General features: G+C 58.3%; 23 protein-coding genes. 15 read left to right on the top strand and 8 right to left on the bottom strand.

Going from position 1 to position 20,799, the window contains the following annotated elements:
* Positions 1–74: 74 nt before the first annotated feature.
* Positions 75–1,211 (bottom strand): DUF6456 domain-containing protein, encoded by a 1,137-nt coding sequence (locus JNX03_RS03990; RefSeq protein ID WP_231024136.1) that lies wholly within the window; start codon positions 1,209–1,211, stop codon positions 75–77.
* A 241-nt stretch (positions 1,212–1,452) separates the two neighbouring features.
* On the opposite strand from JNX03_RS03990, the gene JNX03_RS03985 reads away from it, so the two are divergent.
* A complete protein-coding gene (locus tag JNX03_RS03985; RefSeq protein WP_203211151.1) occupies positions 1,453–1,812 on the top strand; it encodes a DUF6477 family protein in 360 nt (119 codons plus the stop codon).
* Here JNX03_RS03985 and JNX03_RS03980 read toward each other — a convergent pair.
* Positions 1,767–3,311: a trimethylamine methyltransferase family protein gene (locus tag JNX03_RS03980; protein WP_203211150.1), complete on the bottom strand. Its 1,545-nt coding sequence runs from the start codon at positions 3,309–3,311 to the stop codon at positions 1,767–1,769. The two genes, JNX03_RS03985 and JNX03_RS03980, sit on opposite strands and share 46 nt — an antisense overlap.
* Before the next feature lie 203 nt (positions 3,312–3,514).
* Here JNX03_RS03980 and guaA point away from each other — a divergent pair, with 203 nt between their 5' ends.
* The 8 genes from guaA to JNX03_RS03940 all read left to right on the top strand — a co-directional run bounded on the left by guaA (position 3,515) and on the right by JNX03_RS03940 (position 11,335).
* A complete protein-coding gene (guaA, locus tag JNX03_RS03975) occupies positions 3,515–5,089 on the top strand; it encodes a glutamine-hydrolyzing GMP synthase (protein WP_203211149.1) in 1,575 nt (524 codons plus the stop codon).
* Between the two features lie 61 nt (positions 5,090–5,150).
* The gene (locus JNX03_RS03970) at positions 5,151–5,984 is read left to right on the top strand and encodes a DMT family transporter (RefSeq protein WP_203212122.1); all 834 of its coding nucleotides are present in this window, start codon (positions 5,151–5,153) and stop codon (positions 5,982–5,984) included.
* Between the two features lie 54 nt (positions 5,985–6,038).
* Positions 6,039–6,953 (top strand): DMT family transporter, encoded by a 915-nt coding sequence (locus JNX03_RS03965; RefSeq protein WP_203211148.1) that lies wholly within the window; start codon positions 6,039–6,041, stop codon positions 6,951–6,953.
* 30 nt (positions 6,954–6,983) lie between these two features.
* On the top strand, positions 6,984–7,838 hold the full coding sequence (locus tag JNX03_RS03960; protein ID WP_203211147.1) for an ATPase: 855 nt from the start codon (positions 6,984–6,986) through the stop codon (positions 7,836–7,838).
* A 92-nt stretch (positions 7,839–7,930) separates the two neighbouring features.
* The gene (gene metA / locus JNX03_RS03955; protein ID WP_203211146.1) at positions 7,931–8,848 is read left to right on the top strand and encodes a homoserine O-acetyltransferase MetA; all 918 of its coding nucleotides are present in this window, start codon (positions 7,931–7,933) and stop codon (positions 8,846–8,848) included.
* Positions 8,838–9,809, top strand: coding sequence for an alpha/beta fold hydrolase (locus JNX03_RS03950; protein ID WP_231024135.1), 972 nt, complete (start codon positions 8,838–8,840; stop codon positions 9,807–9,809). Before metA ends, JNX03_RS03950 begins: the two co-directional genes overlap by 11 nt.
* A gap of 46 nt (positions 9,810–9,855) precedes the next feature.
* Positions 9,856–10,725, top strand: a complete 870-nt coding sequence (ppk2, locus tag JNX03_RS03945; RefSeq protein WP_203211145.1) for a polyphosphate kinase 2 — start codon at positions 9,856–9,858, stop codon at positions 10,723–10,725.
* Positions 10,718–11,335, top strand: coding sequence for a TetR/AcrR family transcriptional regulator (locus JNX03_RS03940; RefSeq protein WP_203211144.1), 618 nt, complete (start codon positions 10,718–10,720; stop codon positions 11,333–11,335). Before ppk2 ends, JNX03_RS03940 begins: the two co-directional genes overlap by 8 nt.
* Here JNX03_RS03940 and JNX03_RS03935 read toward each other — a convergent pair.
* From JNX03_RS03935 to JNX03_RS03920, 4 genes are all read right to left on the bottom strand, one after another.
* Complete coding sequence (locus JNX03_RS03935) at positions 11,332–12,312, bottom strand: LLM class flavin-dependent oxidoreductase (protein WP_203211143.1); 981 nt, start codon at positions 12,310–12,312, stop codon at positions 11,332–11,334. The two genes, JNX03_RS03940 and JNX03_RS03935, sit on opposite strands and share 4 nt — an antisense overlap.
* A 198-nt stretch (positions 12,313–12,510) precedes the next feature.
* On the bottom strand, positions 12,511–12,999 hold the full coding sequence (rpsI, locus tag JNX03_RS03930) for a 30S ribosomal protein S9 (RefSeq protein ID WP_203211142.1): 489 nt from the start codon (positions 12,997–12,999) through the stop codon (positions 12,511–12,513).
* A 2-nt stretch (positions 13,000–13,001) separates the two neighbouring features.
* Positions 13,002–13,463, bottom strand: coding sequence for a 50S ribosomal protein L13 (gene rplM, locus JNX03_RS03925; RefSeq protein WP_203211141.1), 462 nt, complete (start codon positions 13,461–13,463; stop codon positions 13,002–13,004).
* Positions 13,464–13,624: 161 nt separating this feature from the next.
* Positions 13,625–15,037, bottom strand: coding sequence for a PLP-dependent aminotransferase family protein (locus JNX03_RS03920; protein WP_203211140.1), 1,413 nt, complete (start codon positions 15,035–15,037; stop codon positions 13,625–13,627).
* A 97-nt stretch (positions 15,038–15,134) separates the two neighbouring features.
* On the opposite strand from JNX03_RS03920, the gene JNX03_RS03915 reads away from it, so the two are divergent.
* Positions 15,135–15,365, top strand: a complete 231-nt coding sequence (locus JNX03_RS03915; RefSeq protein WP_203211139.1) for a DUF1127 domain-containing protein — start codon at positions 15,135–15,137, stop codon at positions 15,363–15,365.
* A 63-nt stretch (positions 15,366–15,428) separates the two neighbouring features.
* Here the strand turns inward: JNX03_RS03915 and JNX03_RS03910 are convergent, their stop codons facing one another.
* Positions 15,429–15,857, bottom strand: coding sequence for a PaaI family thioesterase (locus JNX03_RS03910; RefSeq protein WP_203211138.1), 429 nt, complete (start codon positions 15,855–15,857; stop codon positions 15,429–15,431).
* Positions 15,858–15,915: 58 nt separating this feature from the next.
* On the opposite strand from JNX03_RS03910, the gene JNX03_RS03905 reads away from it, so the two are divergent.
* From JNX03_RS03905 to gluQRS, 4 genes are all read left to right on the top strand, one after another.
* Positions 15,916–16,704: an enoyl-CoA hydratase gene (locus JNX03_RS03905; RefSeq protein ID WP_203211137.1), complete on the top strand. Its 789-nt coding sequence runs from the start codon at positions 15,916–15,918 to the stop codon at positions 16,702–16,704.
* Between the two features lie 282 nt (positions 16,705–16,986).
* Positions 16,987–18,324 carry a methylenetetrahydrofolate--tRNA-(uracil(54)-C(5))-methyltransferase (FADH(2)-oxidizing) TrmFO gene (gene trmFO / locus JNX03_RS03900; RefSeq protein WP_203211136.1) on the top strand — a complete coding sequence of 446 codons (1,338 nt, stop codon included), beginning with the start codon at positions 16,987–16,989 and terminating at the stop codon, positions 18,322–18,324.
* A gap of 37 nt (positions 18,325–18,361) precedes the next feature.
* Positions 18,362–18,976, top strand: coding sequence for a class I SAM-dependent DNA methyltransferase (locus JNX03_RS03895; RefSeq protein WP_203211135.1), 615 nt, complete (start codon positions 18,362–18,364; stop codon positions 18,974–18,976).
* A complete protein-coding gene (gene gluQRS / locus JNX03_RS03890; RefSeq protein WP_203211134.1) occupies positions 18,976–19,842 on the top strand; it encodes a tRNA glutamyl-Q(34) synthetase GluQRS in 867 nt (288 codons plus the stop codon). The genes JNX03_RS03895 and gluQRS overlap by 1 nt, the downstream gene beginning before the upstream one ends.
* Before the next feature lie 27 nt (positions 19,843–19,869).
* On the opposite strand, the gene hisI is transcribed toward gluQRS, so the two are convergent.
* Positions 19,870–20,226 (bottom strand): phosphoribosyl-AMP cyclohydrolase, encoded by a 357-nt coding sequence (gene hisI, locus JNX03_RS03885; RefSeq protein WP_203211133.1) that lies wholly within the window; start codon positions 20,224–20,226, stop codon positions 19,870–19,872.
* 74 nt (positions 20,227–20,300) lie between these two features.
* Between hisI and JNX03_RS03880 the strand changes: the two genes are divergently transcribed.
* On the top strand, positions 20,301–20,762 hold the full coding sequence (locus tag JNX03_RS03880) for an iron-sulfur cluster assembly scaffold protein (RefSeq protein ID WP_203211132.1): 462 nt from the start codon (positions 20,301–20,303) through the stop codon (positions 20,760–20,762).
* The last annotated feature ends 37 nt before the right edge of the window (positions 20,763–20,799 follow it).

Below are 20,799 nucleotides of genomic sequence, written 5' to 3'. Positions count from 1 at the left end.
CCCGATTTCACGGTGCCAGGGCCGATCCTGAGGGGTGGGCCGAGAACAGTCCTTTGACCCTGAACCGCCGTGCCCTACCCGATCATCGGCCCTCGCGCGCCAATCGTTTCATCGTAGTGACGCCGCAGCCGGATAAGGGCGATCCGCAACACCACTTTGCCAGATCGCGCCGACCATCCCAAGCGTTTCTCGGTGGTCTCCAACCCCTCAAGATAACAACAGCAGCGCAAGACCACGTCGGACAGTCCCGGCCCCAGATGAGCAAGCGCCGCCGCCACACGGGCCCGGGCCGCCTGCGGTGCACTGTCACCGGTTTGGGCTCCGTTCCGGCCGGTGGATGTCCCCGCGGTCAGAAATCCTTCCCAGTTCTGCGTGACCTTGCTGTCCATCTGTGCCAGTTCAAAATCCTCGCGCAGCCGTTCACCGGCCTGCACCAATGGCTCGCTCAAGAACGGTTTGCCGTCCTTGTCCTTGCGCCGCGACAGCGCGGAAAGCGGGCTTTCGGCGAGACAATACCGCATACGCTGGCGCCGTGGCGCATCTGTTTCAGGATCGTGGCTGTCTTGCCATCCGGTGCCGGTGTTCTCGAACCCGCTTTGCGCTTCGGCAAAACCATTGGCCGCGCGTGGAGGATGTTTGAGCATCGCCGTCAATTTGGCCCGCCCGGCACGGGTGATCTGATACCGTGTCACACGGCCGGTGCTGATCGATGTGATCCAGTTCTTGAGTGCCATAGCCTGTGCCACACCGCTGTCCACCACAGCCGTGCGGGTGCTGCCGCCGCCCGCGATATCACGCACAACAACAGCCTTTTCCATTTCCGGTGCGACCGCCAGCACGGCCCCCGTTTCCGCCAATCGCCGCAAGACCCGCAAGGCCTCGCGCTGCAATGTTGATTGATCGGGAATTGCGGTCATCTCCGGTTGCGCCATTGCGATTGTATCCTTTTGTCTGGGTCTGGTCGTTGGGCGCTTGGCACGCACCGCACCAAGCCTGCAAAGAGCGGCATCAATCAGGGGGTCATCACGGCACATCTCGATCTTGCGGATGCGCCGCAGAATGGTCGAAGCATGGCAGCCCGCCTCCCGCGCCAGAACGCGGATCGGCGCACCTTCTTCGGTATGGGCCAGATAATTGCGTGCGCCGATTGGCACCCATTCCGGCAGTTTTTGTGAAACCCGCAGATTGCCCATCTCGTTTGATGCACTCATGCCATCCCCTCCATGATGTCTGGCAGCAGATATCCACAGCGTTATCCACACAACTTAGAAGTGTATTGGTTACACGATCGTTAAAATCTGCTGGTTTGTTAAGGATTGTCTCCAAATCGTAAACAATTGGAAACGCCCCGTCCGGCGCTGGTCAAACCCGCGCAACACATGGGTTTTGCGATCAATATGCGCCCCGCGGAGGGCCGATTGTCGGCTCTGCCCCATTTGGAGGACATGCAGAATGAGAGATCCCCTTTCCATATTGGCCAGGTTGCACCGCCCGGCCCTATTGATGCGGGCGGCACGGATCGGCGCACAAGAGTACAAACGCCAGATCCACCTGCCGCGCCTTCTGGGCTACGGGGCGTTGCCGCGCCATGGGGCGGCTCTTTTCAAACTGATTGAGCTGGAAGCGGACTTGGATGATCAACGCAAGACATCCGACGCGGCCTATCATTTGCTACGCCATATCGACGTGCTGATTGCCGTGGTGGGTGAGGCGCAAATCTTGCGCGCCTCACTCGATCGTTCAGCGGCCCAAAAGCCGGGCGCGGATCACATAAAGCTGTCAGGCTCCGCCGCTTTCTTTTCCGCGACATAGGCCTCAAGGGATTCGCGGATCGCAGGGTCAAGCGCTGGCTGCTGATAATCTGCCAGCATCTTTTCAACCCGCAGGCTGGCAAGGACTTGCGTGTCCCGCGCACCTTCGTCTTCCCATGTTTCAAACGGTTTGTAATCCAGCAGATCGGATTTCCAGAACGCGCTTTTGAAGTTGTTCTGGGTGTGGTCACAGCCAAGGTAATGCCCGCCCGGACCCACTTCGCGAATGGCGTCCATGGCTTGTGCATTCTCGTCCACCGACACACCCTTGGCCAAATGGTGCAGAGTGCCAAGCTGATCGGCATCCATGACAAACTTCTCGAAGGAGCTGACAAGCCCGCCTTCGAGCCAGCCACATGAGTGCAGCATGAAGTTCACGCCCGACAGCAGCCCCATATTCAGACTGTTCGCGGTTTCATATGCCGCCTGCGCATCCGGCAGTTTGGAGCCGCAGAACGACCCCGCAGAACGGTAAGGCAGCCCCAGACGCCGCGCCAACTGGCCCGCGCCATAGGTGATATGCGCGGCTTCCGGTGTGCCAAAGGTCGGTGCACCTGAGTTCATATCAATCGAGGTCACAAAGGCCCCCATGATCACTGGCGCGCCGGGGCGGATCAGCTGGCTATAGGCGATACCGGCCAATGTTTCGGCCAGAACCTGCGTGAGGGTGCCCGCCACAGAGACAGGTGCCATCGCGCCGCCCACGATAAAGGGCGAAATGATGCAGGCCTGATTGTTCTGCGCATAAACCTCCAGCGCACCCATCATCACATCATCGAACGTCATCGGAGAGTTGATGTTGATGAGCGAGGTCATCACGGTGTTGTCTTGGACAAAATCCTTGCCAAACAGCAGCCCGGCCATATCGACCGAATCCTGTGCGCGGCTTGGCTCTGTTACCGAACCCATGAACGGCTTGTCGCTCAGCGTCATATGAGCGAACAGCATATCAAGATGGCGCTTGTTCACCGGCACATCCGTTGGCTCACACACCGTGCCGCCAGAATGGTGCAGCCATTTGGACATATAGGCCAGTTTTACGAACTTGTTGAAATCCGCCATCGTGGCATAACGGCGACCGCCAGCGGCATCACGCACGAATGGCGGGCCATAGACCGGGGCCAGCACCAGGTTGCGCCCGCCGACGACCACGGAACGTTCCGGGTTCCGGGCATGCTGGGTATACTGCGCCGGCGCTGTCGCGCAGAGTTTCCGGGCCAGGCCGCGCGGGATGCGCACGCGCTCCCCGTCGACATCCGCACCCGCATCACGCCAGCGCTGCAAGGCCGCCGGATTGTCGAGAAAGTTCACGCCGACTTCTTCCAGAATGGTATCGGCATTCTGTTCGATGATCTCAAGCGCCTCTTCGGTCAGCACCTCGAAATTGGGGATGTTGCGTTCAATATAGCGTGCAGTCTCAAAAGAAACCGCGCTGCGCTCTGCCCGCCGTGCTGCGCCGCCGCCCCCGCGTGTCCGTCCGCGCCGTGCTTGTTCCGCCATTGATTTTATCCTTCACAACGATTGTTGAAACAGTGCCTACCGGATTCCCGACTGGACCCTCACGCGGATTACGTCCCGCTAGGGCAAAAAACGACATCTGCCTGTCTCCCTGCGCCCCTTTTTGGCTTAAAATATTCCGGGGGTTTGGGGGCTGGCCCCCATCCGCCCTTGCCACGCAGATCAACCGCGCCTAATCAGACGCTATGACAGAGATCGTATCCCCCACCGACCATGACCGCCTGCTGATCATTGATTTTGGCAGCCAGGTGACCCAGCTGATCGCCCGCCGCCTGCGCGAGCTGAACGTGTTTTGCGAAATTCACCCGTTCAACAGCGTTGATGACGCCTTTCTGGCGGAGTTCGATCCCAAGGCCGTGATCCTTTCGGGAGGACCGTCTTCGGTGATTGACGCCGGATCGCCCCGCCCTCCGGCAAAGGTGTTTGAACTGGATGTTCCGATCCTTGGCATTTGTTACGGCCAGCAGGTGATGATGGAGGTTCTGGGCGGCAAGGTGGAACGCGGTCATGGCACCGCCGAATTTGGCCGGGCCTATGTGACACCGGGCGCCGAAAAACTGGCACTGCTTGACGGTTGGTTCGAAAATGACCGCGAACAGGTCTGGATGAGCCATGGCGATCACGTCAGCAAGATCGCACCAGGATTTGAGGTCTTTGGCACCTCGCCCAACGCGCCTTTTGCAATCACGGCCGACACCAGCCGCAATTTCTATGCGGTGCAATTCCATCCCGAGGTGCATCACACCCCAAATGGCGCGAAACTTTACGAAAACTTCGTGAAGTTGGCCGGATTTGAGGGCGACTGGACCATGCGTGCCTACCGCGAAGAAGCCGTGGCTGCGATCCGCGAACAGGTGGGCGACAAAAAGGTGATCTGCGGCCTGTCTGGCGGCGTTGATTCTTCCGTGGCCGCTGCGCTGCTGCATGAGGCTATCGGCGATCAGCTCACCTGTGTGTTTGTCGATCACGGGCTCTTGCGCAAGAACGAGGTCCAAGAGGTCGTCACCATGTTCCGCGATCACATGAACCTGCATGTGATTCACGCCGATGAGGTCGAGCTGTTCCTGGGCGAATTGGAAGGTCAGTCCGATCCGGAAACCAAGCGCAAGATCATTGGCCGTCTGTTCATTGATGTGTTCCAGAAATACGCCAACGACATCGAAGGGGCAGAGTTCCTTGCCCAAGGCACGCTTTACCCTGATGTCATTGAATCGGTGTCCTTTTCCGGCGGTCCTTCAGTCACAATCAAAAGTCACCACAATGTTGGTGGCCTGCCGGAAAAGATGGGTCTGAAACTGGTCGAGCCCCTGCGCGAGCTGTTCAAGGACGAGGTCCGCGCATTGGGCCGTGAACTGGGCCTGCCCGACAGCTTTATTGGCCGGCATCCTTTCCCCGGTCCGGGTCTGGCAATCCGTTGCCCCGGTGAGATCACCCGCGAAAAGCTTGAGATCCTGCGCGAGGCGGATGCGGTCTATATCGACCAGATTCGCAAGCATGGTCTTTATGACGAGATCTGGCAGGCGTTTGTGGCAATCCTGCCCGTGCGCACCGTTGGCGTGATGGGCGATGGCCGTACCTATGATTTTGCCTGCGCGCTGCGTGCCGTGACATCGGTCGATGGGATGACGGCGGATTATTACCCCTTTAGCCATGAGTTTTTGGGCGAAACCGCAACCCGGATCATCAACGAAGTGCCGGGCATCAACCGCGTCACCTATGATATCACGTCCAAACCTCCGGGCACCATCGAATGGGAATAACCGCCCCGTGACCACTGCTGCATCTGCCAATCCAACCCGCGTTTTGGGGGCGGCTTTGTGGATGCTGGGCGCTATTGGATCGTTCTCCGCAATGGCGGTTGCGGGCCGCGAATTGGGTCCGATCCTCGATACCTTTGAAATCATGATGTATCGCTCGTTTTTCGGGGTGATTATCGTGGTGGCGCTCGCCTTTGGCAGCGGCACATGGCGCGAGATCAAGACGGACGCGCTTGGCCTGCATTTCATCCGGAATATCGCGCATTTTGCGGGGCAAAATCTGTGGTTCTACGCGGTCACAGTAATCCCCATGGCACAGCTATTTGCGCTCGAATTTACCAGCCCACTTTGGGTGATTGTGTTGGCGCCTTTCATCTTGGGTGAGCGGATGACGCGGGTGCGTGTGACCGCCGCCGTTATGGGCTTTGTCGGGATCTTGATCGTCGCGCGGCCCGATATGGGCGGGCTGAACAGCGGGATGATCGCCGCCGCCAGTTGCGCCATTTTCTTTGCCCTTGTGGCAATGTTCACCAAACGTCTGACCCGCAGCCAGTCCATCACCTGCATCCTGTTCTATCTTACTGTTATGCAATTGGTTTTTGGAATCATTTGCGCGGGCTACGACGGCGATATCGCCCTGCCCGGCTGGTCCAACATGCCACTTTTGGTGTTGATCGGCATCTGCGGTCTGGTCGCGCATTTCTGTATCACCAAGGCGCTGACCATCGCACCTGCGACCGTCGTGGTGCCAATTGATTTTGCCCGCCTGCCGATCATCGCGATTGTCGCGATGCTGTTTTATGGCGAGGCCTTGGATATCTGGGTCTTTGTCGGCGCGGTGATCATTTTTGCCGGCAATTATTTCAACATCTGGCACGAGACCCGCAAAACCGCCTGACAATGCGCAGGTTTCGGGTCGATGGCAGGAAAACGCGCGGGCTAGATGACGGTCATGAGTGAACAAAAAACAGTCTCTTCCCGCGCATGGGTGGAAATGCTTTTGCTGGCCGCCATCTGGGGTGCGTCCTTTGTCTCTATCCGCATCGCGCTGGATGAAGTTGGGCCGCTGACATCAGTTGCGCACCGTGTAGGCTGGGCCGCATTGGCCCTTTGGGGGGCCGTGCTCGTGATGGGGCTGAAGATCCCCCGTGATCCACGTGTTTGGGGTGCGTTTCTGGTGATGGGGCTTTTGAACAATGTGATTCCCTTTGGCCTGATGGCCTGGGGGCAGTTGCACATCGAAAGCGGTTTGACCTCGATCCTGAATGCAGCCACAGCGATCTTTGGGGTTCTGGCGGCGGCAATGTTTTTTGCCGATGAACGGCTCAGCCTGCGCAAGGTGATCGGCGTCGGTCTTGGCTTTGCCGGTGTGGCCACGGCCATCGGTCTGGACAATCTGCGCAGTTTTGATCTGCGCTCATTGGGGCAGCTGGCGGTGATTGGCGGCACGATCTCCTATGCGCTGGCCAGTGTTTGGGCCCGCAAACGACTTGCCGGGCATCCGCCGCAGGTGGCGGCGGCGGGCATGGTCACGGGCAGCACCTTGATCATCCTGCCCGTAGCGTGGTGCGTTGAGGGGCCAATCACCCTCGCGCTTGAGCCGCGCACCATGGCGGCGATCGGCTATTACGCCCTGATCGCGACGGCACTTGCCTATCTGCTGTATTACCGGGTTCTTGCCATGGCGGGCAGCGGCAATCTGATGCTGGTGACACTGCTGATCCCGCCCTTCGCCATTGTCCTTGGGGCGGTTTTGCTGGGCGAATCCCTGCGCCCTGCGGCCTATGGCGGATTTGCCCTTTTGGCGATTGGTTTGCTGGTATTGGACGGGCGCATCTGGCGTTATTTAAAAGGCTCCGCTAGGTAAAGAAAAACACTGAACCACGGACCCGAATTTATGCTGTACCCCACCGCCCAAGCATGGCGTGATGCCCCCCACCGAAAGGTGCTTATCTTTGGCATGTCCGGTCTGGGCAAAACCCATCTGTCCGGCTTGCTGCGCGGCTCTGGAGATTGGTTCCACTATTCCATCGATTACCGTATCGGCACCCGCTATCTGGGGGAGCTGATTGCCGACAACGCCAAAGCCGAAGCGATGAAAGTGCCTTTTCTGCGCGATCTGCTGCTGAGTGACAGCATTTATATCGGCTCCAACATCACATTCGAAAACCTCAGCCCGGTTGCAACATGGCTGGGCAAACCCGGTGATCCCGACAAGGGCGGGCTGCCCATGGCCGACTATGCCAAACGCCAGGAAGCGTTCCGTCAGGCCGAGATTGCGGCCCTCGAAGACACCGCACATTTCGCCGCCAGGGCGCAGGAACTTTACGGGTATGACCATTTTATCTGCGACACGGGCGGATCGATCTGTGAATGGGTCGATCCCGAAGATCCGAACGATCCGCTGCTGACCAAACTGTCGGAGGAATGTCTGCTGGTCTGGATCAGGGGCGATGAGGCACATACTCAGGAATTGATCCGGCGCTTTGACCGGGCGCCCAAACCAATGGCCTATCAGCCGGAATTTCTGGCAGAGGCATGGGCGCGTTATCTGAAAGAAAACAACATGGTAGAAGGCGACGTTGATCCAGATGCCTTCATCCGCTGGACCTATGCACAGGCTCTGTCACACCGCCAGCCACGCTATGAGGCGATGTCAAACTGGGGTGTGACCATCACGGCGGATGATATCGGGCAACTGCGCATGCAGGATGATTTTGTTGACCTGATCGCGGGCCGCCTGCCGGCCTAGCCTTGGCCTCCGATCACGGCCCCGCGACCGCCCCCTTGGCACTCTGCCTTGGGCGGTCTATCTAATCGTCTCTGACCTACGGAAGTTGAGCCATGCCTATCAAGATCCCCGCCACCCTGCCCGCCTATGACGTGCTGACGCGCGAAGGTGTTATGGTGCTGGATGAGGAACTGGCCGCGCGGCAGGACATTCGCCCGCTGAAAATTGCGCTGCTCAACCTGATGCCGAAAAAGATCCAGACGGAGAACCAGTTTGCCCGTCTGATCGGTGCAACCCCCCTGCAGATTGAATTTAGCCTGCTGCGCATGTCCGAACACCGGACCCGCAACACCGCCGCAGAACATATGGAGAGCTTCTACCGCCCCTTCGAAGAGGTCGGCGACGAAAAGTTTGACGGATTGATCATCACCGGCGCCCCTATCGAACATATGCCCTTTGAAGAGGTCACTTATTGGGAAGAGCTGGAGCGGGTCATGAACTGGACCCAAACCAATGTGCATTCCACCTTTGGTGTCTGCTGGGGCGGCATGGCGATGATCAAACATTTCCATGGCGTGAATAAGCATATGCTGGAGCACAAGGCTTTTGGCTGTTTCCGGCACAAGAACATGGCGCCCGCATCGCCCTATCTGCGCGGGTTTTCCGATGAATGTGTGGTGCCTGTGTCCCGCTGGACCGAGGTCAAACAGGACGAGGTTGATGCGGTGCCGGCGCTCAACACCTTGTTGGTCAGTGACGAGGTTGGCCCCTGTCTGATCGAAGACCCCGATCACCGTGCGCTTTATGTATTCAACCATTTTGAATACGACAGCGACACCCTGAAGCAGGAATATGACCGCGATGTGGCTGCCGGAACGCCGATCAATGTGCCATGCAATTACTACCCTCAAGATAATCCCAATGTGATGCCCACCAACCGCTGGCGCAGCCATGCGCATCTCCTATATGGCAATTGGATCAACGAGATATATCAAACGACACATTTCGATATGGACCAAATTGGCCGGTAAGATTGCCCTCCTCCTGATCCTGATCGCAGGGATCGTAGCGCTGACCCAGTGGCGGGCTGGGGTGCAGGAACGTCGTGCTGTGGTTGCACATCCGCCAACCGGCCAGATTGCCGATGTGAATGGCGTAGCCGTGCATTACCAGATCATGGGCACTGGCCCTGATCTGGTAATGATCCACGGGGCCAGCGGCAATCTGCGTGATTTCACCCTCGGTTTTGCAGACCGCCTGTCGGACAGATACCGCGTGATTCTCTTTGACCGCCCCGGTCTGGGTTGGACTGGCCGTTTGCCGGACGCAAAAGGCGCCTGGAACACCCGCGCCGAAAGCCCGCAGGAACAGGCCGCGCTGTTGCAGGGCGCCGCAGATCAGATCGGTGTCACCAAGCCCATTGTATTGGGCCATTCCTTTGGTGGCGCTGTGGCTCTGGCCTGGGGGCTTTCACGCCCGGACGAAACTGCTGCGCTGGTGCTGGTCTCGGCGGTGTCCGAACCCTGGCCAGGTGATCTGGGCTGGACCTACAAGGTCACCGGATCGTCGATCGGAGGCGGATTGGCTGTGCCCCTGATCACGGCCTTTGTGCCGGAACCCTATATCGCCAGCAGCATCGAAAGCATTTTTGCACCACAATCGCCCCCACCGGGCTATGCCAGCCATCTGGGCGTGGACCTCAGCCTGCGCCGCAGCACCCTGCGCGCCAATGCCCAACAGGTCATGTCGCTGCGCCCCCATGTTGTTGAAATGCGAAAAGAATATCACACGCTGACCATGCCGATCGAGATCATCCATGGCGATGCCGATACAATCGTTCCCGCGGTGGTACATGCCAAGGTGCTGATCAATGATGTCCCAAACGGCAACCTGACCATTCTGCCGGGCGAAGGGCATATGCCACAACACACACAGCCGGAGGCCGTGATCGCCGCAATTGACCGCGCGGCAGCCTCTGCGGGTTTGCGTTAAGCCTGTTAACATCCCATATTAAGATCAACAGTGATCAGGAGGCCCCATGGACCTGCCCTTTGACGGCGCGATCAGCGCCTATTTCGAGAATGATGCGCCCGAGGCCATCCGCAACGCGATCCGGCGCGCCGACAAAGACGACATTATCACCGCCAGCTATCCGCACCCTGAACGCATGGCCCGCAAGGTCTATGACCGGCAGATGGAGCGGTTACAGATCGAGCTGGTGAAACTGCAAGCCTGGACAAGGTCCAGCGGCACCCGCATCGCCTGTCTCTTTGAAGGGCGCGATGCGGCTGGCAAGGGCGGCACAATTGGCCGCTTTCGCCAGCATCTCAACCCGCGTTCAGCCCATGTGATCGCGCTATCAAAACCCACCGAAACCGAACAGGGTGAGTGGTATTTCCAGCGCTATATCAAACATTTGCCCACAACTGGCGAAATGGTGTTCTTTGACCGGTCCTGGTACAACCGCGGCGTGGTCGAACCGGTCTTCGGCTTTTGCACCCCCGCGCAAAACGCGCATTTTTTCCGGCAGGTGAATCCCTTTGAAGCACAGCTTGTGGACGACGGAATCCATCTGTTCAAATTCTGGCTGAACGTTGGACGCGGCGAACAGTTGCGCCGCATGTTGTCACGCGAATCTGACCCGCTGAAGCAATGGAAGCTCAGCATGATTGACGTCAAAGGTTTGGCGAAATGGGACGACTATACCAGTGCCATCGAAGACACCCTCGCCCGCAGCCACACCGACAACGCCCCCTGGACCATCGTGCGCTCTGATGACAAACGCCGGGCGCGGTTGAACGCAATTCGCACCGTGCTGCATGCCTTTGAGTATGACCGCAAGGACAGCAAGGCCATCGGCAAGATCGACGATGCGATCTGCGGCGGTCCGGACCTTTGGGATGCCTAAAAAGGGCTATCATCACGGCAATCTGCGTCAGGCTCTGATAGACGCCGCGCTCAAGCTGATTGAGCTGCGCGGACCTATGGGATTCACCCTGTCAGAGGCCGCCAAACAGGCCGGCGTGACCCCTGCGGCGGTCTATCGGCATTTCGACGGGCGCGAAGATCTGATCGCCGAAGCTGCACGCCAAGGGTATGAAATCTTTGCCGATTTGATGGATTTTGCCTATCAGTCCGGGCAACCTTCGGCGCTCAAGGCGTTTGAGGCCACGGGCCGGGCCTATCTGGCTTTTGCCCGCAAGCATCCGGGCCATTACATCGCCATGTTCGAAAGCGGCATATCGGTGAACCGCACGCCCGAACTGGCCAGTGCCGCCAACCGCGCCAACGCTGTGCTGGAAAAGGCCGCCGAAGATCTCAGCCAGCACATCCCAGCGGACAAACGCCCGCCTGCCACGATGTTTTCTGCCCATATCTGGGCGATGAGCCACGGCGTGGTCGAATTGTTTGCCCGAAATTCACCGGGCCGCGCCTCACCGTTTCCACCCGATGATCTTTTGGAAACCGGGATCGGCATCTACCTGCGCGGCCTCGGACTGGTGGATGGCGACATCTAGGCCAGACTGTCCAGCGCCTCCGCCGCCATGGCAAAGCTTTTCACCCGCGCGGCGTGATCATGGATCTGCCCGGTCAGGATCACTTCGTCCGGCGCATAGCGTTCGATCCACTCCGCCAATTGCCGCTTGATCGTATCAGCAGATCCAACCGCCGACACCCGCAAGGCCTGATCCACGGCCCGGCGCATACCCGCCCCGATCACCGCGTCAACATCTTCAACCGGACGCGGCAACTTGCCCCTCTGCCCTGTGCGCAGCCGCGCAAAAGCCTGCTGCATGGTGCTGCGAAGATAAGCCCCTTCCGCATCGCTATCCGCCCCGAACACATTGATCGCCAACATGAATCTTGGCGCGTCCAAGTGTACCGATGGCTTGAAATACCGACGGTAGATCTCCGCTGCCTGATCCAGCGCATCAGGTGCGAAATGCGAGGCAAAGGCGTAAGGCAACCCCATCTGCGCCGCCAATTGCGCCCCGTAAAGCGAAGACCCAAGGATCCAGACCGGTACATGGGTGCCTTCACCGGGCAAGGCCCGCACTGGCGCATCGGGGCGCGGATCGCCAAGGTAGCCGATCAACTCCGTCACATCTCCGGCAAAATCGTCGCTGCCCACACGCCGCAACGCATGATAGACCGCCGGATCGCCGCCCGGCGCCCGGCCCAGTCCCAGATCAATCCGGTCCCCGTAAAGACTGGCCAGGGTGCCAAATTGCTCCGCCACCGTCAAAGGCGCGTGATTGGGCAACATGATCCCACCGGCCCCCACCCTAATGTGCTTGGTTTGCCCCGCCACATGACCGATCAGAACCGCAGTCGCGGCTGAGGCAATCCCGGGCATGTTGTGATGCTCCGCCATCCAATAGCGGTGATAGCCCAATGCCTCGGCCCGTTGCGCCAAATCGCCTGTGTTCTTCATCGCCTGAACGGCATCCGTTCCTTCCGGCACCGGTGCTAAATCCAAAACCGAATATTCCATCACATGCTCCTGCTTTGCCTCAATCTAAGCACCATGGCGGACAGGTGAAACCGCCGCTCCCCTTTTTGGCTCAAAATACTCCGGTGGGGGTCCGGGGGAGGCTGGCCTCCCCCGGTGGGTCGCGGCGCAAATGCGCCGGGAAAAATGAAAAAGGCCGCACCCTGCGGCACGGCCTTTCCCAACATCGTTCCGATAAACTTAACGCTTGGAGAACTGGAAGCTCTTACGCGCTTTGGCTTTACCGTATTTCTTACGCTCAACCACTCGGCTGTCGCGGGTCAGGAAGCCTGCCGCTTTCAATGCGCCGCGCAGGGAGGGATCATAAAGCTGCAGCGCTTTGGAAATCCCGTGCTTGACCGCACCGGCCTGACCAGACAGACCGCCACCTTTCACGGTGGCATAAACGTCAAACTGACCTTCGGTGTTGGTGATGCCAAACGGCTGCGCCAGGATCATCTGCAAAACGGGACGTGCAAAATATGTGTTCTGCTCTTTGCCGTTCACCATGACCTTGCCGGAGCCAGGCTTGATCCAAACGCGGGCAACCGCGTCTTTACGTTTGCCAGTGGCATATGACCGGCCCAGCTCATCGCGGACGGGCTCACGTGGGGTCATCTCAACTTCTGGCGCCGCTTCGATACCGGCAACCTGTGCGAGATCTTCGAGTGTGTTGATTTCGTCAGCCATGCTCATGCACTCCGCGTGTTTTTGCTGTTCATGGACTTCACGTCCAGAACTTCGGGGCTTTGCGCCTCGTGTGGATGTTCAGAACCGGCATAGACGCGCAGGTTGGTCATGATCTGACGGCTCAGACGGTTGCCAGGCAGCATACGCTTGACCGCGAGGGTCAGAACACGCTCTGGGTGCGCGCCTTCAAGGATCTGTTCCTTGGTCCGCTCCTTGATGCCGCCGGGGTGACCGGTGTGCCAATAGAACTTTTCTTCGCGCTTCTTGCCAGTCATCTGGATCTTTTCAGCATTGATGATGATGACATTGTCACCACAATCCATGTGAGGCGTGTAAGAAGGCTTGTGCTTGCCGCGCAGGCGCATGGCAACGATCGAAGCAAGACGGCCCAAAACAACGCCTTCAGCGTCGATGATGATCCATTTCTTGTCGATGTCTGCCGGTGTTGCAGAGAAGGTTTTCATCGGAAATTCCCGTTTGGTGGTGATCGGCCCCGCGCAAATGCACGACACCTGTCAGTGATGGGCGGGTTATAAACATCCCCAATGGCACGTCAAGCGGTGCAAGTCATATATATTTGTTCAAAAACAATGGCTTGCTAATTAGGTATTATATTACCCCAATCTCAGACGCCAATTTGCTCCGGCGGATTGTCAAGCAGCCCGACCAGGCGCACCATTGCCGCCTCGAATGTTTCAAGATCAATGCCTGCATTGATTGAAATCCGTACGGCATGGGGGCTGTGGGCGTCTCGGCAGGCAAATTCCTCTGCCGCCCTGATCTGCACCCCCTGTTTCTCTGCCGCCTGGCAAAAGGCCGTTGCGCGCCAGCCCTGCGGCAGGGCCAGCCATAAAAATGGTACATCTTCGCGCCATTGCAGATCATAACCGCCCAGAACATTCACGGCGGTCTGCACATAATGGCCCAAAACCTTCAAAACCGCGTCGGTAATGGGCGGCAATGCAGGATGTACCAATAATTTGGCCACCAGATCGGTAATTGGCGTCGCCAGGCCAAAATAGCTGTGCTCTGCCGTCCGGTGCAGCGCGTTTTCCATGCCGCGCGGCGCAACCGCACAGCCCACCCTCAGCGCCGGTGTGATGGATTTGGACAGCGAGCTGAGATACCAGCCGCGCTCAGGCGCCAATTGCCGATACCCTGCCCCCTCGGCCCGGCCCATGCGATAACAGTCATCTTCCATGATCTGCAAATCATGGGCCCGGCACACCTCCACCAGCGCGCGCCTGCGCGACATCGGGGTAAAGCTGCAGGTTGGGCTGTGCACTTCGGGTGATGTGCAAAACACCTGCCCCTCCGGATGGCGTGTTGCAGCGGCTGCAAGGGCTTCGGGGATCACCCCGTCTTTGTCCATGGCGATTGGCACGACCTCGGCCCGCAACAGCTCCGCGGTGCGCCGGAAGCCCGGATAGGCGAGTTCCTCGATAAAGACGACTGGACGGCGACCGCGCAGAATGGTCTGCAAAATCAGCATGATGGCGCTTTGCCCGCCATGGGACAGCACCACATCGCGGGCATCCACCGGCCCGATAGGCGTGCCCTTAAGCCACTCCGCCATCGCCGCGCGGGCCGGTTCGGAACTGTTACGGGTTGGGTAATGCATCACGCCCGATGGCGGGTCAGCGGCAATTTCTCCCATCAGTTTTCGGATCAATCCTGCCTGCCCCACGGTTGGCAAATGCGGCGAATACAGGTTCACATATCCGCTTGTGTCAGGGGTGTTGTGGCGCACCACGTCCACTTCGATCGGCCCGAGCGGCGCTTCCCCCTGACGGGGGGCTGCGACAAACGTCCCGCGGCCCACCTCGGCCCGCAATGTGCCGTCATCAGTCAGGATCGTATAGGCCCGCGCCACTGTGCCCGGGGTGATCTTGAGCTGCCAGGCCAGATCCCGCACCGGGGGCAGTTTGGTCCCCTCCGGCATTGTACCTGATACAATTTGCGCCCGAATGGCATCCACGACTGCTTTGTACTTAGGCCCGGGGCCTTGCAGCACCTCGGGAGACCAAATTGTACCCATTACAATAAACCTCTGGCAGCTTTGTATCATTATTTGTATCACATCAATTGTAGCAATTGGCTGCATTGTGTCAATACAATTTTTGAAGGAGATTCCCATGGCACACGCATTGACCCACACTCACGAAGTGATGAAGCACCTGAACCAGCGCGGCATGCCGATTGTCGCAATTCTGGCGGTGAAATTTGCGGTCTGCGTGACGGATTGGGCCACTCGCTATCGCACACGACAAGCGCTCAAACAGCTTGAACCGTGGCAGCTGCGCGATGTGGGACTGACACCGGACCAGGCTTTGAGCGAGGCCTCCCGCGTGTTCTGGAAGCTGTAACATCCCCGTGACAGGTTCCAGACCTCTTCACTTGGGCCGGGTCACCCCGGCCCTTTTTTGCTTTTATCCCATCGCCTTGGGTGGAATGGCGTAGGTCAACGTGGCCCGTGCCACCGGCTTGTCCATACCTTCAGAATATATCATCACATCACTGACCGACAGTTGTTTGCCCAATTTGAGCAGCTTTGCATGGGCGACAAGCGGCACATCGGCCACCGGTTTGCGCATGAAATCAATCGAACAATTTGTCGTCACCGCCAGCGCCTTCGGTCCGATCATCGACAGTGTGACCACATAGGCCGCCACATCCGCCAGCGCGAACATTGACGGGCCGGACACTGTTCCGCCGGGGCGCAGATGTTTTTTCTGCGTCAGAAGCCGCATGGTGACTTCGCCGTCACCCACGTGATCTACTGAAAAATCATCCGCGACCTGTTCAAACACAAGGCGCAGAAATTCAGTAAGTTCCTGTGCGGTCATGACAGCGGCCATACTTGTTCTCTCCTTAACGCTTGGCCTAGAGTTGGCGTGGAAAGCGGCGGAGGGCAAGATGACAATTTTGACAGTGGAACAAAGGGGCGCCGTTGCACATCTGACGATGAATGCGCCAGAACGGCTCAATGCCCTGTCGGATGAGATGTTGGCAGCTTTGCAAACGACTCTGGACGATTTTGCAAATGACCCGAAAACCCGTGTCATCACGCTCGCGGGGACAGGCAAGGCGTTTTGTGCCGGTCACGATCTGCGCCAGATGACCGCGATGCGCCAAGCCCCCGATGGTGGCGCGGCAGCGTTCAAGGATCTGTTTGATCGCTGCACGGCCCTGATGACCCGCATCCAATCCCTGCCCCAGCCGGTGATCGCGCAGGTGCATGGGCTGGCCACTGCCGCAGGGTGCCAGTTGGTTGCGACATGTGATCTGGCGGTTGCAACTGACTCCTGCCGGTTTGGGGTGAATGGCGTCAACATCGGGTTGTTCTGCTCCACGCCAATGGTGGCATTGACCCGGAATATCCCCAGAAAACAAGCATTTGAGATGCTGACCACTGGTGAATTTATCAGCGCAGACCGCGCCATTGATCTGGGCCTGATCAACAAAGCCGTGCCAGAGGCAGAGCTTGAGGATACCACTGCCGCCCTTGCCGAACGGATCGCAGGGAAACTTGGCCCCGCTGTGAGAATAGGGAAAGAGGCGTTTTATCAACAGCTTGAGATGAGTACTGCACAAGCCTACGCCTTTGCTGGCGATGTCATGGTGCAAAATATGCTGCGCGGTGACACAAAGGAAGGCATCGATGCCTTTCTCGAAAAACGCCCGCCTGACTGGTCGCAGGACTGAGTCTGCCTCTGAATTTCGATTGTTTCCCATTTGAAACAGAGTGTTGAATTTTTAGCGCTTTCAAATGGGGCACGATTAGGGCATGTTTGGGGCAAGACGAACACGTCTATGATGATTTTGGGTCGCCGCCGGCGGAAGGTCCCTCCAGGTCAGCCTCTCACTGACCGACCATTCCCGCAGCGGCGCCCCCAAAACACAACACTCCTCAAAATCAGATGAGATCCCCAGGGCAAAGGTCCAGCGTGTATTGCCTCTTGCCGCGCCCTCCCCTACATCGCAGGCATGACAGAGACACTTCATATCATTGGCGGCGGCATGGCCGGATCAGAGGCCGCCTGGCAGGCTGCCAATGCGGGCGTTCCCGTGGTTTTGCACGAAATGCGGCCCAAAGTGGGTACATTTGCGCATCAAACCGGGCTTTTGGGGGAAATGGTCTGTTCCAATTCCTTCCGTTCCGACGACAGCGAGCAAAACGCCGTCGGGCTGTTGCATTGGGAAATGCGCGCCGCAAATGGGTTGATCATGGCCAGCGCGGACAAGCACAAACTGCCCGCAGGTGGCGCATTGGCCGTGGACCGTGATCCCTTTGCCCAATCGGTGACAGATGCGCTTTTGGCGCACCCCAATGTCACCGTCGAATATGGCGAGATCACCGAGCTGCCGACAGAAGGACAGTGGATCATTGCCACCGGGCCGCTGACCTCAGGGGCATTGGCAGAGGCGATTGCAACTGAAACAGGTGCCGAGGCTTTGGCGTTTTTTGATGCCATCGCGCCGATTGTCTATGCCGAGAGCATCGACATGGACAAGGCGTGGATGCAGTCACGTTATGACAAGGGCGAGACAGAGGAAGAGCGCACAGCCTACCTCAATTGCCCGATGGACAAAGACCAGTACGAGGCGTTCATTGATGCGCTTTTGGCGGCCGACAAGACCGAGTTTCGCGAAGGTGAAACCGCGGGATATTTTGATGGATGTCTCCCCATTGAAGTGATGGCTGAACGTGGGCGCGAGACCCTGCGCTTTGGCCCGATGAAACCTGTCGGGCTGACCAACCCGCATCAGCCGGATGTCAAAGCCTATGCGGTTGTGCAGCTCCGGCGCGACAACAAGCTTGGTACTCTTTACAACATTGTCGGGTTCCAGACCAAGATGAAGTACGGTGCGCAAACCGATGTTTTCAAAATGATTCCCGGATTGGAGAATGCCAGCTTTGCCCGTTTGGGCGGTATCCACCGCAACTCGTTTATCAATTCTCCGACCCTTCTGGACGATCAGATGCGCCTGAAATCGCGCCCCAATGTGCGCTTTGCCGGTCAGATCACAGGTGTGGAAGGCTACGTCGAAAGTGCCGCGATGGGTCTGCTGGCCGGGCGTTTGGCCAGTGCAGAGATCCTCGGCCGATCCGCCAGCGCGCCGCCTGACACCACGGCCACGGGGGCCCTGATCACTCACATCACGGGCGGGGCCGAGGCCAAGACATTCCAACCGATGAATGTGAATTTTGGACTGTTCCCGCCGGTTGAAGGGCTGAAGTCCGGGCGCCGGGGGCGCAAGGACAGATACAAGGCCTATACCGACCGCGCCAAGGTTGACTGGCAAGACTGGCTGGCCGGTTAACGTTGACCCGCTGGCACAGGCCACCTACCCTTGTGGCATGAGTGAAAGTTTTCTGGACAAGGCCTATGGCGCGCGGGATGCCGAAGAAACCCGCAAATTATATGATGATTGGGCGGCCAGCTATGAGGCCGAATTGGGCGAACATGGCTATGCCACGCCGGGTCGCTGCGCGGCGGCATTGGCGCAATACGCGGCTGACAAGTCCCGTCCGGTCCTCGATTTTGGGTGCGGTACGGGCCTGTCCGGTCTGGCGTTGCGGTTGGCCGGGTTCGAGACCATTGATGGCCTTGATGTTTCTGCGGATATGTTGGCGCAGGCGAAGGGCAAATCGGTCTACCGCGACCTGAGACAGATCGAACCCGGTCAGGATCTGGGCCATAGGCCCGGTGACTATGCAGCGATTGCCGCGATTGGTGTTATCGGTGCCGGAGCTGCGCCAATTTCGGTGTTTGACACCATAATGCGGGGGTTGGCAAAATCGGGGCTGTTTGTGTTTTCCTTCAATGATCATGCGCTGCAAGAGCCGCAATACGAGGCCCGTGTGATGGAATGGACAGATTGCGGCGCGGCGCGGCTCTTGTTTGTGAAACACGGCGATCATATTCCCGGCATTGGCCTTAAGGCCAAGGTATATGTACTTGAAAAGAATTGATGTTTCGCACCAGATTTGCGCCGTCACCAACCGGCCCGCTGCACCTTGGACATGCTTTTTCTGCTCTGCTCGCCCATGACATGGCGGTGCAGCATGGGGGGGAATTCCTGCTGCGGATCGAGGATATTGATCGGTCCCGCGCAAGGCCGGAATGGGAAAACCAGATCTATGAGGATCTGACCTGGTTGGGGCTAAGCTGGTCAAAACCGGTCATGCGGCAATCGGAACGTTTGCAAATTTACAAACACACTTTGCAAACTCTTTGGGATCGCAAACTGATCTATGCGTGTCATTGCAGCCGCAAAGACATCGCTGCGGCGGTTGCGGCACCGCAAGAAGGTGCCGACCCTTTGATCGGGCCGGACGGCCTTGTCTATCCGGGCACCTGCCGCCCGGACAATTCGGAAGACCGGCCCGATACGATACCTACAGATGCGGCGCTGCGTCTTGATATGGCCCGCGCTGTTGCGGGCCAAGAGGCCTTTATGTTTGAGGAAACCGGCAATGGTCCGTCGGGAGCGCATGGGCGTATCACCTTCACCGCCGATCAAATGATCCACGAGATTGGCGATATCGTCTTGGCGCGGCGCGATATGGGGACCTCTTATCACCTGTCCGTCGTGCTTGATGATGCGGCGCAAGAGATCACTCACGTTGTGCGCGGGCAGGATCTGTTCGATGCAACCAAGATCCATGTGGTCCTGCAACATCTTTTGAACCTGCCACAGCCAATCTATCATCATCATGATCTCGTCAGGGATGAACACGGCAAGCGGTTGGCAAAACGGGATGATGCGCGGGCAATTTCGCTGTATCGGTCAGAAGGGCTTTCCCGTCAGGAAATTCGTTCTTTGGCAATGCCTTAAAAGACGAAATTGACCTTGCAGATTGCTTTACAGCGGCTTTGACAACTCAACCTCTGCACCATCACGGACGGCCGTGTAGAAACAGCTGCGCCGTCCGGTGTGACAGGCCGGGCCGGTTTGCCGGACCAGAGCCAGGATGCAGTCGCGGTCACAATCATAACGCAGATCGATCAATTCCTGATGATGGCCACTGGTCGCGCCCTTGACCCAATATTCCTGCCGCGACCGGCTCCAATAGGTGACGTTTCCACTGTCCAGAGTGCGCTGAATGCTCTGCGCGTTCATCCAGGCCAGCATCAGGACCTCAAGGCTGTCGGCGTCCTGCGCAATCACCGGCAGCAATCCAGCCTCGTTGAATTTCAAAGTCTCGGGATCAAAGGTCATTTGCGGCCTCTTCAAAAGTTTTGCATCTTTGTCTCAAGAGCTTATGTAGGCAATAAGCGACAAAGGAAACAGCCATGTCCGGCGAGACCGATCTGATCAAATTGTACTCCGCGCGTATTCTGGCGCTGGCCGCAGAGATCCCGCATCTGGGCCGATTGGAGGATGCCGATGCGACGGTCAAACGCCGCTCGCCCTTGTGCGGATCGACGGTAACGGTGGATGTTGTGGTGAAGGACGGCGTGCTCACATCCCTCGGACAGGATGTGAAGGCCTGTGCACTGGGTCAGGCAGCCGCTGCTGTGACGGGGGCGGCTGCGCCCGGTCAAACGCTTGGTGTGATCGAAAAGGGCCGTGACCAGCTGCATGCGATGCTCAAAGGGTCCGGTCGTGTACCGGATGCGCCCTTTGACGGGTTTGAGGTGCTGATCCCCGCTGTGGATTACAAGAACCGCCATGCTTCGATCATGTTGGCGATTGAAGCCATCGCCGAGGCCATGCGCAAAGCCGATGGCGTGGAAAAAATTAGCAAATTGTAAGTCAATTCCTGCGAAGCCTTGCCTGATGGAAGATCAG

The sequence above is a fragment of the Sulfitobacter mediterraneus genome (assembly GCF_016801775.1).
GTDB classification, from domain to species: Bacteria; Pseudomonadota; Alphaproteobacteria; order Rhodobacterales; family Rhodobacteraceae; genus Sulfitobacter; species Sulfitobacter mediterraneus_A.
This window is presented reverse-complemented; position numbering and strand designations above follow the sequence as displayed.

Coding starts and splice junctions, on each gene's coding strand:
- rpsI (WP_203211142.1), bottom strand. CDS start 12,999: ATGGCTGACGAAATCAACACACTCGAAGATCTCGCACAGGTTGCCGGT.
- JNX03_RS03905 (WP_203211137.1), top strand. CDS start 15,916: ATGACAATTTTGACAGTGGAACAAAGGGGCGCCGTTGCACATCTGACG.
- gluQRS (WP_203211134.1), top strand. CDS start 18,976: ATGTTTCGCACCAGATTTGCGCCGTCACCAACCGGCCCGCTGCACCTT.
- JNX03_RS03880 (WP_203211132.1), top strand. CDS start 20,301: ATGTCCGGCGAGACCGATCTGATCAAATTGTACTCCGCGCGTATTCTG.
- JNX03_RS03985 (WP_203211151.1), top strand. CDS start 1,453: ATGAGAGATCCCCTTTCCATATTGGCCAGGTTGCACCGCCCGGCCCTA.
- JNX03_RS03920 (WP_203211140.1), bottom strand. CDS start 15,037: ATGGGTACAATTTGGTCTCCCGAGGTGCTGCAAGGCCCCGGGCCTAAG.
- JNX03_RS03895 (WP_203211135.1), top strand. CDS start 18,362: ATGAGTGAAAGTTTTCTGGACAAGGCCTATGGCGCGCGGGATGCCGAA.
- JNX03_RS03935 (WP_203211143.1), bottom strand. CDS start 12,312: ATGGAATATTCGGTTTTGGATTTAGCACCGGTGCCGGAAGGAACGGAT.
- JNX03_RS03965 (WP_203211148.1), top strand. CDS start 6,039: ATGAGTGAACAAAAAACAGTCTCTTCCCGCGCATGGGTGGAAATGCTT.
- JNX03_RS03940 (WP_203211144.1), top strand. CDS start 10,718: ATGCCTAAAAAGGGCTATCATCACGGCAATCTGCGTCAGGCTCTGATA.
- guaA (WP_203211149.1), top strand. CDS start 3,515: ATGACAGAGATCGTATCCCCCACCGACCATGACCGCCTGCTGATCATT.
- metA (WP_203211146.1), top strand. CDS start 7,931: ATGCCTATCAAGATCCCCGCCACCCTGCCCGCCTATGACGTGCTGACG.
- hisI (WP_203211133.1), bottom strand. CDS start 20,226: ATGACCTTTGATCCCGAGACTTTGAAATTCAACGAGGCTGGATTGCTG.
- JNX03_RS03960 (WP_203211147.1), top strand. CDS start 6,984: ATGCTGTACCCCACCGCCCAAGCATGGCGTGATGCCCCCCACCGAAAG.
- ppk2 (WP_203211145.1), top strand. CDS start 9,856: ATGGACCTGCCCTTTGACGGCGCGATCAGCGCCTATTTCGAGAATGAT.
- JNX03_RS03910 (WP_203211138.1), bottom strand. CDS start 15,857: ATGGCCGCTGTCATGACCGCACAGGAACTTACTGAATTTCTGCGCCTT.
- JNX03_RS03970 (WP_203212122.1), top strand. CDS start 5,151: ATGCTGGGCGCTATTGGATCGTTCTCCGCAATGGCGGTTGCGGGCCGC.
- rplM (WP_203211141.1), bottom strand. CDS start 13,463: ATGAAAACCTTCTCTGCAACACCGGCAGACATCGACAAGAAATGGATC.
- JNX03_RS03980 (WP_203211150.1), bottom strand. CDS start 3,311: ATGGCGGAACAAGCACGGCGCGGACGGACACGCGGGGGCGGCGGCGCA.
- trmFO (WP_203211136.1), top strand. CDS start 16,987: ATGACAGAGACACTTCATATCATTGGCGGCGGCATGGCCGGATCAGAG.
- JNX03_RS03915 (WP_203211139.1), top strand. CDS start 15,135: ATGGCACACGCATTGACCCACACTCACGAAGTGATGAAGCACCTGAAC.
- JNX03_RS03990 (WP_231024136.1), bottom strand. CDS start 1,211: ATGAGTGCATCAAACGAGATGGGCAATCTGCGGGTTTCACAAAAACTG.